15 protein-coding genes and 1 tRNA gene are annotated in these 14,848 nt (G+C 38.4%); 3 read left to right on the top strand and 13 right to left on the bottom strand.

The window, feature by feature from the left end; all coding sequences use genetic code 11:
- Positions 1-3: 3 nt before the first annotated feature.
- The 10 genes from DES39_RS01790 to DES39_RS01745 form a co-directional block, all read right to left on the bottom strand.
- Positions 4-828 carry a phage BR0599 family protein gene (locus DES39_RS01790; RefSeq protein WP_121144058.1) on the bottom strand — a complete coding sequence of 275 codons (825 nt, stop codon included), beginning with the start codon at positions 826-828 and terminating at the stop codon, positions 4-6.
- Positions 818-2,503, bottom strand: coding sequence for a hypothetical protein (locus DES39_RS01785; RefSeq protein WP_121144057.1), 1,686 nt, complete (start codon positions 2,501-2,503; stop codon positions 818-820). Before DES39_RS01785 ends, DES39_RS01790 begins: the two co-directional genes overlap by 11 nt.
- A 3-nt stretch (positions 2,504-2,506) precedes the next feature.
- The gene (locus tag DES39_RS01780; RefSeq protein ID WP_121144056.1) at positions 2,507-3,373 is read right to left on the bottom strand and encodes a hypothetical protein; all 867 of its coding nucleotides are present in this window, start codon (positions 3,371-3,373) and stop codon (positions 2,507-2,509) included.
- A gap of 3 nt (positions 3,374-3,376) precedes the next feature.
- Positions 3,377-4,237: a hypothetical protein gene (locus DES39_RS01775; RefSeq protein ID WP_121144055.1), complete on the bottom strand. Its 861-nt coding sequence runs from the start codon at positions 4,235-4,237 to the stop codon at positions 3,377-3,379.
- Positions 4,238-4,239: 2 nt separating this feature from the next.
- Positions 4,240-5,733 carry a hypothetical protein gene (locus DES39_RS01770; protein WP_121144054.1) on the bottom strand — a complete coding sequence of 498 codons (1,494 nt, stop codon included), beginning with the start codon at positions 5,731-5,733 and terminating at the stop codon, positions 4,240-4,242.
- A 243-nt stretch (positions 5,734-5,976) separates the two neighbouring features.
- Positions 5,977-6,474, bottom strand: a complete 498-nt coding sequence (locus DES39_RS01765; RefSeq protein WP_121144053.1) for a DUF6631 family protein — start codon at positions 6,472-6,474, stop codon at positions 5,977-5,979.
- 1 nt (position 6,475) lies between these two features.
- Positions 6,476-7,234 carry a phage tail tube protein gene (locus DES39_RS01760; protein ID WP_121144052.1) on the bottom strand — a complete coding sequence of 253 codons (759 nt, stop codon included), beginning with the start codon at positions 7,232-7,234 and terminating at the stop codon, positions 6,476-6,478.
- Positions 7,235-7,351: 117 nt separating this feature from the next.
- Positions 7,352-7,798 (bottom strand): phage tail terminator protein, encoded by a 447-nt coding sequence (locus tag DES39_RS01755; RefSeq protein WP_121144051.1) that lies wholly within the window; start codon positions 7,796-7,798, stop codon positions 7,352-7,354.
- A 357-nt stretch (positions 7,799-8,155) separates the two neighbouring features.
- Positions 8,156-8,476, bottom strand: coding sequence for a hypothetical protein (locus tag DES39_RS01750; protein ID WP_121144050.1), 321 nt, complete (start codon positions 8,474-8,476; stop codon positions 8,156-8,158).
- A 396-nt stretch (positions 8,477-8,872) separates the two neighbouring features.
- Positions 8,873-8,949, bottom strand: a tRNA-Ile gene (locus tag DES39_RS01745).
- 221 nt (positions 8,950-9,170) lie between these two features.
- On the opposite strand from DES39_RS01745, the gene DES39_RS01740 reads away from it, so the two are divergent.
- From DES39_RS01740 to argE, 3 genes are all read left to right on the top strand, one after another.
- A complete protein-coding gene (locus DES39_RS01740; protein WP_121144049.1) occupies positions 9,171-9,542 on the top strand; it encodes a DUF4156 domain-containing protein in 372 nt (123 codons plus the stop codon).
- Positions 9,543-9,757: 215 nt separating this feature from the next.
- Entirely contained in the window at positions 9,758-11,128 is a 1,371-nt protein-coding gene (gene clcA, locus DES39_RS01735; protein WP_121144048.1) for a H(+)/Cl(-) exchange transporter ClcA, read from the top strand.
- 81 nt (positions 11,129-11,209) lie between these two features.
- The gene (argE, locus tag DES39_RS01730; protein ID WP_121144047.1) at positions 11,210-12,364 is read left to right on the top strand and encodes an acetylornithine deacetylase; all 1,155 of its coding nucleotides are present in this window, start codon (positions 11,210-11,212) and stop codon (positions 12,362-12,364) included.
- A gap of 47 nt (positions 12,365-12,411) precedes the next feature.
- Here the strand turns inward: argE and aroA are convergent, their stop codons facing one another.
- From aroA to DES39_RS10900, 3 genes are all read right to left on the bottom strand, one after another.
- On the bottom strand, positions 12,412-13,701 hold the full coding sequence (gene aroA, locus DES39_RS01725; protein WP_121144046.1) for a 3-phosphoshikimate 1-carboxyvinyltransferase: 1,290 nt from the start codon (positions 13,699-13,701) through the stop codon (positions 12,412-12,414).
- Positions 13,702-13,781: 80 nt separating this feature from the next.
- Positions 13,782-14,654 (bottom strand): helix-turn-helix domain-containing protein, encoded by an 873-nt coding sequence (locus tag DES39_RS01720; RefSeq protein WP_121144045.1) that lies wholly within the window; start codon positions 14,652-14,654, stop codon positions 13,782-13,784.
- Positions 14,655-14,700: 46 nt separating this feature from the next.
- The gene (locus DES39_RS10900) at positions 14,701-14,844 is read right to left on the bottom strand and encodes a hypothetical protein (RefSeq protein ID WP_170143307.1); all 144 of its coding nucleotides are present in this window, start codon (positions 14,842-14,844) and stop codon (positions 14,701-14,703) included.
- Positions 14,845-14,848: the final 4 nt, after the last annotated feature.

Here is a 14,848-nt window from a genome sequence, read left to right as displayed (position 1 = left end):
ACCTCACCACCCGACAGGATTACCATCAAAAGGAGAGCTATCTTTTAGATAAGGCGTTGCTCTCATATTAAGTAAGTTATTAAACTTTGTTTTACACGTTGGCTTAGCTAAATCACAACCAGGGTAAAAATTAATCACCATATTGTGCTTTAATCCTGCTGTGCCACCTAAGATGATCAATTTTGTTCCAATATGAGTTTCAATCGCTCGCATATCATATTCACCATTGCCGATGCTAAACTCGATAAAGCCACCCGTAAACCATCCATCAGGCATATTTGCAGCCTCAGTCACGTCAATTGTTGTTAAGTCGATGCGAGTAATCGTGTCTGTTTTTTTATAATGTTCTTTATTGACCTGACATTGCTGATCATATAGCACCGCATTGCACTGCCGGCTATAAGTTAGTGTCGCCCCTAATTTATTACTGGCACTTTCAGTTGGAATTGCTGATATTTTAACCATATCAAAAGCAGCGAAATTAACACTGACAACGTCACCTAGCCATACGGGTTCTGCGGTTGATAAACCTAAATGAGAATTATAAATTTTTAGCGTTACTTTTTTACTTGGTGCTACATTTGCAAACAGCTTAGCAACTTCAATATCAGGTGGGCAGGTAATTGTCAGTGAATCACTAGTTCCCCCATCTGAACGAATAATTCCGCTATCTGAAATACCGCCAATTAAAGCTTTAAAAAGCTGATTATTATAGGTAATATTGATGGCACTACTATTGTACGCATATTTAAAAATGCCCCGAGAAAACTCATATAACCTAATCGGTTGACGACCATCCAAAGACTTTTCAACATCATTAAAGTTCATTATCTAACACCCTCCTAAAGATCAATTCACAACTTGCTAAACCTTGCGAATCAGTCAAATGTTTGATATCAACGCTATCACTATTTAAACGACATAATCGCATATAGCTAATACGCAAAATTTGTTCTGGCTTAATCTGACGGTTTAGCGGTATATCAAGCGATAAGCTTTCAAGTTCACCATGACTACAACTACTAATAATTTGCCGATAAAATATCGAACCATCAGTTAATTTGATGTAAAGATATTTTTTATCACTATCCTTACTGGCAAAGCGGCTATAACCACAATTTTGAATAGTCAGCACCGGTTCACTAGCAGTAATCATTTTGACCACCGTTAAATCTTGTGCGTGAGTGGGTAACCAGATCGGCCGTTGTTGACCGTTTAGATAATAAAGTAATGATTTGAGATGCGATCGTTCTTCACGCCCAAGCCCGAGCCAACGATAACCTTGTAAATAGAAACGATTTTTAGCAATATCCGTTACACGTGGCAATGCCATTTTATTATCCAAAACCGATAACAATTGTAGGTACTCACCCGTCAAATCTTCACTTTCATCAGGTAATAAATCAAATACAGGATAACCTTTATAAATTGCATCTGGTGCTTGAGCGCGATATTCGCTGACAGCTGCTGCTCTAAACTCAATACTAACGTCTTGAAAATCATCCGTCTTGCGATTAAAACGAGGGCTGTTAGAAAACCTGGCAGAGATAGCTGGATAGATCCTAGTGCCAATTGGCCAATCATTTAATATCGGCCTTTTTACTTGGATATTATCATGATTAATTGCCATAATTTCAGCAATTTCATACGTAATAGGATTCATCCATAAAAAGGCTAATCCTCCCACTTGAAAATCAACGTTAACCGTATCGCAATAAATTTTCTGCGTTCCAATTGCAATAGCTTGTTGCGTAAATTGCACATAAGGCCAAATAGGTACCGCCCAATTATGGCCAAACCAACTTGACATATTATGTAATAACTGGCGATTACAACTATCAACATAGAAATTTGCGGTTAAATAACGGCGCGGCGCGGCATATAACGCGCTACGCTGCTCAACGCCAGTTTCACTAGTCATCACATCCGTTGACCACTCTAATTGCTCCACAATAGGACTATCCCAATTCGGCATAAAGCTAAAAGCGACAACGCGATTGCCGGTTAAATGAAGTAACGGGTTTTCAATATCAAAGCACCAGATGATGTTATCGTCAATGATAGTTGGCCCTTCAGGAGTGATCGTTATTTTATAATGCTGTTCTTCTAAGGGACCAAAGCAATAAGGCGCCGTTTTATCACCCAACCTGACTCCATCACTTACACCATCGATTGCATTTAATTGTTTTGGCTTAAAATGCGCATTCCAAACATAAGTATCAAACTCTTGTGAGCTCACTATATTACCAAGATCAATCGTATTGGGTTGAATATGAACTTGATTGTAAAAGAGGTCCTTATAAGACAATGTATTAAATCCCTTTATATGACGAGATAATGCATCGCCCATGCCATGATTTATCCGATCAAACAGAGCCATACTAGCCTTTGCTTGATTATAAGGAAACCACGTATGAGTTAAACTTAGCAATTCAGGTGATAAATGAGAATTAGCAATTCCGCCTATTGGAGAAATCAGTTGATAGCCATAAATTGATACCATAGTTTAATCTCCGTCATAACTCACAGCCACTCCATAAGTTCCGCTATGTATTAATGTAGAGGTCTGAGCAGAGCCAGAAAAGCTACGATTTTCTGTATTTTTGCGAATCCAAGGGTAGATTTTATATTTTCTGTTACCAATACTGATTATTTGTAGAGGTTCATAATTATCAATACGGATATAAAATGCATGCCGTAATTGACCAACAATCGTTCTGCGCTGCTGGGGTCGATAAATAACAGGCCTTATTGGAATTAGTATCGCTTCACCATTCCATTTGTTTGGTTGATAACTCATCGCTGGATAACATTCAAGCGTCGCTACGGCTTTTGAATTTACCTCATTTTTACCAGTGCCAGACCACTGACCATCAATTCCATGATGAAAAAAAGAAGACGTTGAAATCCGGTTATTTTCACGTTGGCTAAACATCATATGACAAAAATCATCTTGATACGCAAGTGAGGTATCAGAAATACGCGATCTACCATCACACGTTCCTGATATCCAATTACCTGTACCAGGAATACCACCAATCGGGCTTTGACCAAATGAGAGATAACTGTAGCGATCTACATTAAAATTAATAAAAGAATAGACTTCAAGATCATGTACATGCACATGATATGTTAAAGGATAACTAATATCCGTTGCGACAGCACAATAAGAAGCCGTACCAGAGCAAATACCAAAAATGTTATCTATAGCTCCTTGAATAACAATTGTTACGCCATTAACATAAGTTTTCACATAACATCCGTTCTTACTCAGTATATTGTTATTAAGACTCCATCCATTATCGAGACACGCATTATGTAAAGCCGATAATAAAACTTCAGGCGTTTGCGCGATTCCTGTATAATAAGCCATCGGTTAAGCCTCCAACTTTAATGCATAATAATCATTGGGTCCTGTACGTGCGACATCTTGAATAACAACGTATTTGATATCATCGATGATAATTGTGTTTTCAACAGTATTATCAAATCCGGTAATATGATAAATGCCTTCCAACTCACCATATATCCCATTTCCATCCATTAGGCGGGTTTCTAATAAAGCATAAGTATTATTGATTGGTCTTAAGTGTTTATCACTTCCAGTTAACCCCTCAGTATTATTCCAAGGCCATACTTGAGGAGTAATCCAATTACCATCATTAAAAAAAATTTTTAAGTACTTGTTATTATTGTAATCATAACCACTTTTATAAGGTATTGTATGTTTAGTATCACTGAACCTTACATTCTCAGCACCATTTAACATTCCGGCACAAACTAGTGGTAATGGATATTGATTAGGTAACGAATAGGATAAAAACTTGCCGACATAAAATGACTCATAAACAGGTGTTCCCACTTTAAAAGCACCAGCAAGCCTTTGCGGTGTCAAGCTGAGCCAATACTCAATACGGCGATTATGCATTGGCACACCAGAATAAGTCACATTCGGCTGAGTCAGGATGTTATTACTCGGTACATAGCCTAATGCCGTACCAACGGCTAAATTATAATAATCACTATTAGCGTTTTGATAAGTATAAAAACAGAGATAAATATTCTCCTTACCACTATAACCGAGGCCCTTCAAAATCAATTCTCTGTTAGCTTTTGATGTATCGTATAAGATCGCTTGCCAACCATTTTTAGTGGCAAAATCATGTATTGTTTGTAATAAATTATAATGCGCCCATTGGCCATTACTATCGTCTACTGTTCCTATTAAAAAAGCCACTTTTATACTCCTAAAATCGATTTTAATCGTTGGGGATTACGTTCAATTTTCAAGTAATAACTTTCCATTCCGCCATCGGAAAATGATGAATTAATAATTCGCTGAGGATCATCATAAACATGTAAATTAACCGCGTTTTCAACTGTTGTTGCTTTGCTTGTTCCTTCACTTAAGCTCACATTACCAAGTGATGGACTAGTTAAAGCAGCTGGAGTTCCAGCAATGCCTCCTGTTGCGTGACGAACTCGTCTGGCATAATCATTCACCGCCAAAAATCCACGTGTATTAACATCATGTAAAAATGGCAACATCCCGGGCTGTTTAACAACCGCAGCACGAGTAACAAATTCGCCGTCAGATAACCAAGCTGGAATCGAGTCACTTGTTTCATTACCGGGACCACGCACCACTCCGCCATCAGCGAGAAAAAAAGTATTCACTAGCGAGAGTAATCCAGATAGCCCATCACTACTGAACATAGACGAAAAGCTACCACCCGTGCCTTTAAATAATTGACTGAAAAACCCACCAAATAATCCGTTAACCTGCCCAACTAACCCTTGTATGCTATTACTCAGTCCACCTAACATGGAATCAGGATTGCTAAATAATGAGTCAAAAACACTGCTCAAACCTTTTTTAAAGGGTTCTGAAACCATTTGCATTAAATTCATCGACATCTGCGTCATAATCTCAGCAATATTTTTCATCATTTCTTGCATTAAATTTTGTTGAATATCAGCAAAAATGGTTTTGCTCATATCAGCAAATGTCATCTCGCCAGAAAATACTTTGCCAAGATTCTGGTTAAGACCACTATTTATCGAACTTCTGGTTATAGCGTCAGTGATACCTTCACCTTGGGCTTCGTTAACTCCCTGCGTAAGACGAGTACTCTCAATTGTGCTTTGAGCTGACTGTTTGACTTGAGCTGATGTGTGAGTTTGAAAATCTTCTAATTGACTAATCTGTTCTTGCAACTGCTCAGAAGTTTGTTTGTGTAGCGCAGCAAGTTTTTGTTTATAAGCAAATTCAGTTAATAAATTAGCATTTTTTTGCTGTGATAACGTCTGTGACTCTGCAGCTAACTTACTATTAATTTCAGCGATCTTGGCTTGATAAGTTTGCAGTTTGTTAACTTCACTTAATTCACTCATCCCCTTAATGCCATCTGCATCCGCTGCAGATACAAACTGGAATCGAAGTCGTTCTAGTTGTTTTGCGATATTGAGGTTTTTTTCGACCTCTGATGAGGGAAAATTTTCACTGATCGCCGCATCGATCGCACCTGAAACTTGACGTTTTGCTACTTGAATTTTTTGTAATACTTTATCGATGGAAGCTATTTGTAGCTCAGCTATGGCGGCCGTTTTAGAACCGGCATTACCAAGCTCATTGGTTGTTTTGGCAATCTCTGCATTGAATGACAAAAACTGTTTTTTTGCCTCATCTAATTCACCGATAGCGTTATTAATTTTGTCTAAATTAAGTGCCATTTTCGTATCCTAATAATAATTCATCCCGTACCGCTATTTTTATTGGTGCGGGATGAATATAAAGTGACGAATCCCATCAACATCGATGAGATCAATCAGTCCATAACATTTTTAACTGTTCCTCTGCTTCTTTACCGCCGGCAAGCCCTTTATTAACGGCAAGCATATGACGAGCTTGCAATTGGTTATCAAGCAAATTGGCTTCCTGATAAAACAGCGTAATTTGTCTGAAGGTATAATTAACTATGGATTCTCTTGTATGACCGGCTCTGATAAGGACTGCGAAAATTCGCCCCCACCGAGTTGTTGATTGCCTACTGCTGTTTGCGATATTTTCTTCATGATATTTTGGCGCAGTAGGCGACGGACAAAAAAACTATTATTGACAGTCCACCAAGTAATCAGCAGCTCTTCTCCTTGTGATGCCGGAAGGGACTCAATCCAATCTCTTGGCTGATCACAACAAAAAGCGACAATATCAAGCAATTTATCTGCATGATTGCCTAGAACAGTTAATCCTTCTTCAAAAAAATTGATGTTATGTACATTCATTTCATCAAAACTGCGCGCAATGTCATTTAAGGTCGCTTGCCAACGTAACTGCTCAGCAAAGCGTAGCTCCCTAACCACAATGTCCCTTCCCGAGATTGTCATACGACTATCTGGAAATAGTATGCTTAACTCGGTAAGTTCTGACTGTTGTACTTGTGCAGTTTTATTTTGCTCAACTTTCGTTGCCATATTAAGCTGCCTTCAGCTCTAATTTACCAAAACCACCTAAAGCAGGATCATTAACATTAACGGTATCTAATAGTGCGCTACCGCTTAATGATAGAGAACCATATTCGCTGTTAATTAAATCCAAACTTTCTGCAGGATCAAATCGAACACGATATAAGCTCAAGACAATCGGTTGATTGTTTTCTGTATTAACGCCATCTAATACAAAATAGCGCTCAGGCGGTGTTTGGCTCAAGATGGTGAATGCTGAACGTTTAGTGAAATGATAAGAAGCTTTTAAAGGTTGCACTAAGCCTGCAGTATTCACAATTTTAAGTAAACCCGCACTGACAGATTCAACAATGAACTTGGTTTTATCAACAGTAATGGGATTAGCTGCGCTATCTTTGATAATTAAAGATTCTTCATCAATAAAAGGATTATCTAAACGGATAATATCCCCTGATTCTAAGCCAGCTGGCAGTAGCTCTGAAGTAATCGCTCCCCCCTCAGTTTTAACCTGAGTAGAATAGAGCCCTTGAACTAAATTAGTCGGTAAAATTTCATCCAAATTTAATTTAATGGTTGCTTTTTTACTGGTTTGTATACGACCATAAGGTAAACGCTGGCCACTAAAACTTTCTATTTTTTCTGCATTTTCCGTGGCAATAGATAATGTGCAAGACGGTGCGTTACCGACCCATTCAAGCTTACCTGGTTTACCATTTTCTAAACGTTCGCCTAATAAAATCCGCCCTTGGAATGAAAATAATTGAGACATTTCGCTTTCTCCTTATATAATTTTAAATTTTAACCTAATTAGATAAGCTGTTTTTTCCTACCTAAAATCGTCTTAACGCCTTTGCTGACCAGCAGCTATACTTTTAATATGAACAAGTTATCGATTAGAACCAATGGCAAAACCAACTTGATAAACATCTTGCCAAATTTGTAATTGCTCGTTATAACATTGCATCTCACCCGATAAAAGCTGACATGAAGTCGTAGCAAAAAGCGTTGGATGCCAGCCAATAAGCGCCTGACGAATTTGTGGCAGTACTGACTCCAAATCACTTGATATTGGCGCAGATTGGTAGCGATGATTTTTAGCCACAATCGTTACAGCAAAAGTCATCACAACAGATTGCCGCGTTTTGCCTTTAAGCATTACAAGCTGCTTATCGCTATCGGTTGATGCTCTGATACTTTTTACCTCAAGATACACCGCCGTTTTATCTAAATATTGTGTTTTTTGCACATTAGCTAAATCAAGTGCATCACCAACATATTCATAACCCTCAACTTGCTCCTTTAACCGCTGAAAGACCGTTCTTAAATCCAACATATGCAATATCCTTTATTATCATTTCTAATAAAAAAGCCTGAATCAATGAATGCATTCAGGCTTTATTTGGATGGAAAATTTATACACATTTTAAAGCAGCAAAAACAATATTAAACCGTTTGGATTAATCCATATCGATTATCGGTATTTGTGTATAAAAAAACCACCAATAAGGTGGTTATATACAATTTCTGACTGTGGAATAATTATACCATTATCCGTCCCAAAGGTCAACCAAAAAATAAACTAAAGTTTACCAAAGATATTAATGTAAACTAAAGTACACTCATAGCGATTGATAATAGATGACAAATCATTCAATATTACTCTTGCGAAGCTATAATGCAACAACTAGAGTCATAGACATCGAAATGTGAGTCGAGCGGTTCCATTAACAAGTAAATGGGAGTTGGTTTCACTTATCACTTGTTCCATTGTTTTGTTTTGTTCTTTGCAAAACTCAACGGCATTTTTATTCGCCAATTCAACAGCGGTGGTAATACGCCCTGATGCTAACGATGCTTCAACCTCAGTGAAATAATCTCCGTTACTGAGTTGTTGTACATTCGAGCTGTAGGTCAATCCAAGCCCGTGAATTTTAGTTTTATCGTTTTGCACTGCACATCCATTTAATAGGATTACCACTAAAGTGGCTAGGGAGACTAAATATATTTTCATTATAAAATTTCCTTTTGAGGCATTTTTAATTAAAAATGCATGAATACTTTTAGTTTGTGTAACTTTTGCAAACCACCTTACATGATCTCGATACAGTAAACAATGTAATTGATCTATCTTTGCATCTGTTTTTCAATTACCGATCATCCAATTGACGAAAAGTCACTAGATTAGCTCAGAGTATTAACAATACTCATGGGCATGGGCATATTGTAGATAATCTTGATAACAGGTATTTCATTAAATAAAGCGTAATCATATTTTGAAAAATCATCTAAAGCGAAATGGATTACGTTGTAATCAGGAAATAGTGGATAACAAAATTTAAAATAAGCCATTTTAGCCGAGTTTATTTAACTTGATGAGTTGTTCGAATGAATGTATTGATAGCTTAAATGGTGGCCCCTACTGGACTTGAACCAGTGACCAATCGATTATGAGTCGACTGCTCTGACCAACTGAGCTAAGGGGCCATTTTGAATACGTCCTTTGATAAGGTTTGCGATTATAATAAAATTAATCACTTTTTGCTAGATTTTATTATAAAAACCTTATCAGATTGATTAAAACTTCAACTAAATTTATGCTGATGTGAAAAAATAGATGATATTCAACGTTGAATTGGATTCTTTTTCTTTGATTAAATTGCTACTATAATGTATCAGTTATACTTACCCATAAAGGAAACGATGATATGTCGATAAAAAAAGCGCTTTTAGTTGTTGTCGCCACCTCAACAACAGTATTATTACTTAATGGCTGCACGGGAACCTCTCAATATCAGCTTACTCAGGCAGGGCAACAAGTCAAATTTATTGATATTAAACCAGCCACTGATTGCCAATATATCGGTAAAGCAGAAGGCCGCCGAGGTACGTTTTTTGCGGGCACTAAAACCAACCGTGAACTGATCAAAGATGCCGCTGCTGATTTACTCAATAATGCCGCAAGTATGGGCGGGAATACAATTTATAATGCACAAGATGCCACAGCAAAATATATATCAGAAGTTGCCCCAACCGATATAATAATGACTGGTGAAGTTTATAAATGCCCAATCAAATAAGATAAGATCAAAAAAATCAGACTCCTGATACATGCCAATCATCGGGAGTTTTTACTTGGCTATACTAACATCCATTCCTCTAGCAACATTATTTTTTGATTTATCTGTCGGTACGATAAGCAAGTTTATTCTTCAAATCAATTTTATTTACGCCTTTTCATCTTTTAAAAAAAGGTTTAAAATTTTTAATATTAAAAATAACCTGTACGATCCTTATGAATCATGCTGAGTATGTCAAACTAAAAAAACGTGTAATCTTGTTGCATAAAATTCAAACTCTGCAAGATAGAGTACCTTTTATAGTGTTAATTTTTGCGGCTTTAATAGGAACGTTAACGGGTATTATCGGTGTTGCTTTTCAATATGCGGTCAACTGGATTGGGACTTATCGTACCACTGTCAGTTTAGCGTTTTTTTCATCTTTTTATCTCAATTTATTAATATCCGTTGTTTTATCCGCTTTAATGGCGAGCTTGGCTTATTTTTTAGTTAAGCGTTATGCTCCAGAATCAGGAGGATCAGGTATTCCCGAAATTGAAGGTGCGCTAGAAAATAAACGCCCTGTTCGCTGGCGACGTGTTTTGCCAGTAAAATTTTTAAGCGGGCTTGGTGCATTGGGTTCAGGTATGATATTAGGCCGTGAAGGTCCAACTGTGCAAATTGGTGGTAATGTTGGGAAGATGGTGTTTGATCTTTTTCGAATGAAAAAAGATGATTATCGTCATATTTTTATCTCAACTGGTGCGGCAGCTGGGATCACAGTTGCTTTTAACGCTCCACTCGCCGGTATTATTTTTATTATTGAAGAGATGAGGGAACAATTCCGCTTTAGTAACACCTCAATTAAAGCCGTTGGTGTTGGCGTTATCATGGCATGCTTGATGTATCAAATATTGATGAGTCCAAGCGCTTTATTCCAAATTGGAACCTTTCATGCCGCACCGCTTGAGTCACTTTGGATTTATATCGTATTTGGTGTAATCCTGGGATTAGCTGGTGTGCTGTTTAATCAGACGATTTTGGTGAGTCAAACCTACTTTCAAAAGTTTTATCAAAAAGGCAAATATTATTTTATTTTTACCGGTACCGCCATTGGCGCCCTATTTGGCCTACTAACGTTAGTCGTGCCAACCATTACCGGCAGTGGTTTTGCCTTTGTGCCGCCAGCAATTGCCGGTCATTATCTGTTTAATACCTTATGCTATATTTTTATATTACGATTTATGTTGACCGTGATGTGTTTTAGCTCTGGTGCGCCGGGTGGCATTTTTTCACCAACGCTGGCGTTAGGCACCGCAGCAGGACTGATTTTTGGCACACTCATGCAATCGTCATTCCCTGAGTATCAAATTGAACTCGGTGCTTTTGCCATTATTGGTATGAGTGGTTTATTTGCCTCGACCATCAGAGCGCCATTAACTGGGATCGTGTTAGTCATCGAAATGACCAGTAACTATCAACTCATTATTCCGATGATTATTACCTGTCTGGCTTCAACCTTTATTGCTCAAGCCTTAAATAGTCAGCCACTGTATTCGGCCATTTTAGCGCGAACATTGAAAAAACAACAAGATTCAACTCTCTAGCAACATAATCATATGCGGGTAATATCATTTTATTGTATGATATTGGTATTACCTAATCCTAGCAAATAATGAGAATACACGATGAGCCTTCCTTCTTTTATACAAATGTATAACGAGCTGATTGCTATTGCGACAATTAGTAGTGTGACCAATGAAAAAATCGACTGCCCCAATAAAGAGTTGATTGATAAGCTGGCACAATGGTTTGTGGAGTTAGGTTTTAGCATCAGCGTGGTCGCCGTACCCAATACCCGTAACAAATATAATTTATTAGCGACGTATACTAACGATAGCAATCAAACTCAAGGTGGTTTATTGTTCAGTGGCCACTCAGACACCGTGCCGTTTGATGACGGGCAATGGACTAAAAATCCATTTAAAATTACAGAAGAAAATAATAAATGGTATGGCCTTGGTACTGCCGATATGAAAGGTTTCTTCGCGTTTATTTTAGATGCGCTTCGTGATATTGATTTAAAAGCATTAACAAAACCACTGCATATTTTAGCGACCGCAGATGAAGAAATTACTATGGCCGGCGCCGCCTATTTTGCTCAAAATGCAAAATTGCAACCCGATTGTACCATTATTGGCGAACCCACATCGTTAATTCCCATTCGTGCTCATAAAGGCTTTACCGCGAATGTGATTCGAGTTATCGGTAAGTCAGGTCATTCAAGCGACCCAGAAAAAGGCATTAATGCTATTGAAGTTATGCACTTAGTGATAACTAAATTATTAGAACTAAAACAAAAACTCAAAGACGAATACCACAATGAGGGTTTTGCTGTGCCCTATCCAACCATGAATTTAGGTATGATTAAAGGCGGTGACTCAGCCAATCGAATTTGTGGCTGCTGTGAATTACTACTCGATATTCGCGTTTTACCAGAAATGAACGCCAATTCATTATATGAAGTGGTATGTCAGGCGCTAAAACCGATTATGGAGCGTTACCCAAATCGTATTCAAGTTGAAAACGAAGTAGATCCCATTGCGGGTTATGAATGTAACAAAGAAGAGCCCGCTTTACAGGAAGTAGAAAAATTACTTAATCAACGCGCGCAAACGGTCAATTATAGTACTGAAGCACCCTTTTTAAACCAAATCTCGCCAACCATCGTACTTGGTCCGGGCTCAATTGAACAAGCTCACCAACCCGATGAGTTTGTATCAATCGACTATTTAAAGCCAACCAAAGCGGCTATTCAAGGCTTAATTAAACGATTTTGCTAAAAGCACACCTCAACACGCAGGTGGCAATATTGCCACCTGAATTGCCATTAAGCACTCATTTTAGCAAACTGACTGAAATAGGTCGGGAACGTTTTAGTCGTGCACTTTGGATCTAAAATAGTCACCGGCGTATCAGATAACGCCACTAATGAAAAGCACATCGCAATGCGATGATCATTATAGGTTTCAATCTCAGCGTGCCGTAATACTGCTGGCGGAGTAATGGTAATATAATCATGGCCTTCATCAACCTCTGCGCCAACTTTGCGTAATTCTGTCGCCATCGCTGCTAATCGATCGGTCTCTTTAACTCGCCAGTTGTAAATATTACGAATGGTAGTTGGTCCCTTGGCAAATAGCGCAGTAGTGGCAATTGTCATTGCCGCATCGGGAATATGATTCATGTCCATATCGATGCCATTAAGTTCGCCACGACAGCACTCGATATAATCGTCAGCCATGGTGATTTTTGCCCCCATTTTCTCTAACACATGAGCAAACTGCGTATCACCTTGCAGGCTATGTTTACCAATGCCCGTCACACGAACCGTGCCGCCTTTGATGGCCGCAGCAGCTAAAAAGTACGACGCCGAAGAGGCATCACCTTCAACGAGATACTGCTTAGGCGAAACATAAGATTGGCCGGCTTTAATAGTAAATGTTTGATAATGATTATTCTCAACATATACACCAAACGTCGCCATCATCTTAATGGTAATATCAATATAAGGTTTAGATACCAAGTCGCCGATAATGGTGATTTCAGTGTCTTGTGGTGCTAGCGGCGCAGCCATCAGTAACGCCGTCAAAAATTGACTTGATACCGAGCCATCAACTGAGATTTTGCCGCCCACAAAGCCACCATGCAGATGCAATGGTGGGTAGCCGGTATTTTCAAGATAATCAATTTTTGCCCCACCCTGACACAGCGCATCAATCAAATGCTTGATTGGTCGCTCTTTCATACGTGGTTCACCGGTCAAAATAATATTATTGTGTCCTAAACATAGCGCAGCAGTCAGTGGCCGCATCGCGGTTCCCGCATTGCCTAAATATAACTCTAGCGGTTTATCGGCAAGCAGTGGCCCATTGACGCCGTGAATATCACAAATAGTACGATCGTCTGATAATTGGTATTTAACGCCTAATGCGGATAGTGCATCTAACATATATCGCACATCATCACTGTCGAGCAGATTAGTTAAACGTGTCACGCCCTGTGATAATGCCGCCAATAATAATGCTCGATTTGAAACGCTTTTTGAGCCCGGTAAATTAATCGTTCCAGCAAACCGTTTGACTGGCTGCAAAGTGAGCTTATTGTGAATATCTGACATGGATATACTCTTTTTAATTAAGGGTTAATGAATAGGCATTTTAAAAAGAATGCCTTGATAACTCAATCATAATTTTACAATTAATAGCGTTCCAGAGTCTTTTTCAATAAATCAATTGCGTGTTTATTTTTAGCACTGCTCTGCCACAACCTATCGAATAAAATTTGATAATGCTTAATGGCATCGTTTGACGAAGTAATCGACGCAATGCCGCTGCACACATTGGGCAGTTCACCGAGTCTAAACGGACTCATTGCCAGTGCTAATGGTTCCTGCTGCTGATAAAAGATTTGGAAGGTTAATGATGGTAAACTCTCTTGCGTAATGGCGATTTCAAGATTATCGCCCTGGCTTTCCAGCAATTCAATCAGGTGTACAACTTCTTTGCGTGCTAATAAGCAACGCTCCATTTTTTTGCTAGGTGAAATATTCAAATTACCGACTAAACCTAAATGCAAAAAACGTTCAATGTTTTGCAAACCAATTAAGTTCATAAATTGCGGATAATGAGTACGAAAATTGCCTTTACGCTCCTTGAGAATAGCGAGCGTTGTCGAAATTTTCTGTTCATTTTGCGGCATATTCGCTTCAGCTAACATGGTCGATAAATGGTGCAAATAATCATTGGATGTCAGTAAGAACGAGAAGGGATCAAAATGAGAATAAATTTTAGTGGATTTTTCTTCTAACTGGCGCATACGTTCAAAAAAACCATCGCCACTGGCATAATACTCAACATCAACACCAAGTAAACTACTCACCGAAGTATTGAGTAACGACGCTAAACGATCGAGTGTTTCAATTTTAACAATCTCGCCTTTTTCAAGTCGATACACCGCTGCCCGAGAAATTTTTAAATTTTTTGCAATATCTTCAGCCTTAAGTGAAGCCGCAATGCGATGCGCTTTTAAACGCTGGCCAATTGAAACGTAATCAATCGCAGAATTAATCATAACAAACCCTATTTATTCAAGTTTGCGCAAAGTTTATCACACCGAGCTATTGATGCCAAATGTAGCTAAGATAACGCCTTAACAATAAAGCGATGACAAAGTGTACCGTGTAGAAAAATCCCGCCGTCACTTGCCGCAAAAACATCGCCACGCTATCACTTAAATCGGTATTTTTATATTTGATAGCCATAAAA

This window comes from Orbus hercynius (assembly GCF_003634275.1).
Classification (GTDB): Bacteria; Pseudomonadota; Gammaproteobacteria; order Enterobacterales; family Orbaceae; genus Orbus; species Orbus hercynius.
Note: the sequence above shows the minus strand (reverse complement) of the source record. Positions and strands in the feature narration are given on the sequence as shown.

Bases quoted from the DNA above. Each gene is read 5' to 3' on its own strand.
- DES39_RS01740 (WP_121144049.1), top strand. From the start codon at position 9,171: ATGTCGATAAAAAAAGCGCTTTTAGTTGTTGTCGCCACCTCAACAACA.
- aroA (WP_121144046.1), bottom strand. From the start codon at position 13,701: ATGTCAGATATTCACAATAAGCTCACTTTGCAGCCAGTCAAACGGTTT.
- DES39_RS01790 (WP_121144058.1), bottom strand. From the start codon at position 828: ATGAACTTTAATGATGTTGAAAAGTCTTTGGATGGTCGTCAACCGATT.
- DES39_RS01750 (WP_121144050.1), bottom strand. From the start codon at position 8,476: ATGAAAATATATTTAGTCTCCCTAGCCACTTTAGTGGTAATCCTATTA.
- DES39_RS01785 (WP_121144057.1), bottom strand. From the start codon at position 2,503: ATGGTATCAATTTATGGCTATCAACTGATTTCTCCAATAGGCGGAATT.
- DES39_RS01770 (WP_121144054.1), bottom strand. From the start codon at position 5,733: ATGGCACTTAATTTAGACAAAATTAATAACGCTATCGGTGAATTAGAT.
- DES39_RS01760 (WP_121144052.1), bottom strand. From the start codon at position 7,234: ATGTCTCAATTATTTTCATTCCAAGGGCGGATTTTATTAGGCGAACGT.
- DES39_RS01780 (WP_121144056.1), bottom strand. From the start codon at position 3,373: ATGGCTTATTATACAGGAATCGCGCAAACGCCTGAAGTTTTATTATCG.
- DES39_RS01720 (WP_121144045.1), bottom strand. From the start codon at position 14,654: ATGATTAATTCTGCGATTGATTACGTTTCAATTGGCCAGCGTTTAAAA.
- clcA (WP_121144048.1), top strand. From the start codon at position 9,758: ATGAATCATGCTGAGTATGTCAAACTAAAAAAACGTGTAATCTTGTTG.
- DES39_RS01765 (WP_121144053.1), bottom strand. From the start codon at position 6,474: ATGGCAACGAAAGTTGAGCAAAATAAAACTGCACAAGTACAACAGTCA.
- DES39_RS01755 (WP_121144051.1), bottom strand. From the start codon at position 7,798: ATGTTGGATTTAAGAACGGTCTTTCAGCGGTTAAAGGAGCAAGTTGAG.
- DES39_RS10900 (WP_170143307.1), bottom strand. From the start codon at position 14,844: ATGGCTATCAAATATAAAAATACCGATTTAAGTGATAGCGTGGCGATG.
- argE (WP_121144047.1), top strand. From the start codon at position 11,210: ATGAGCCTTCCTTCTTTTATACAAATGTATAACGAGCTGATTGCTATT.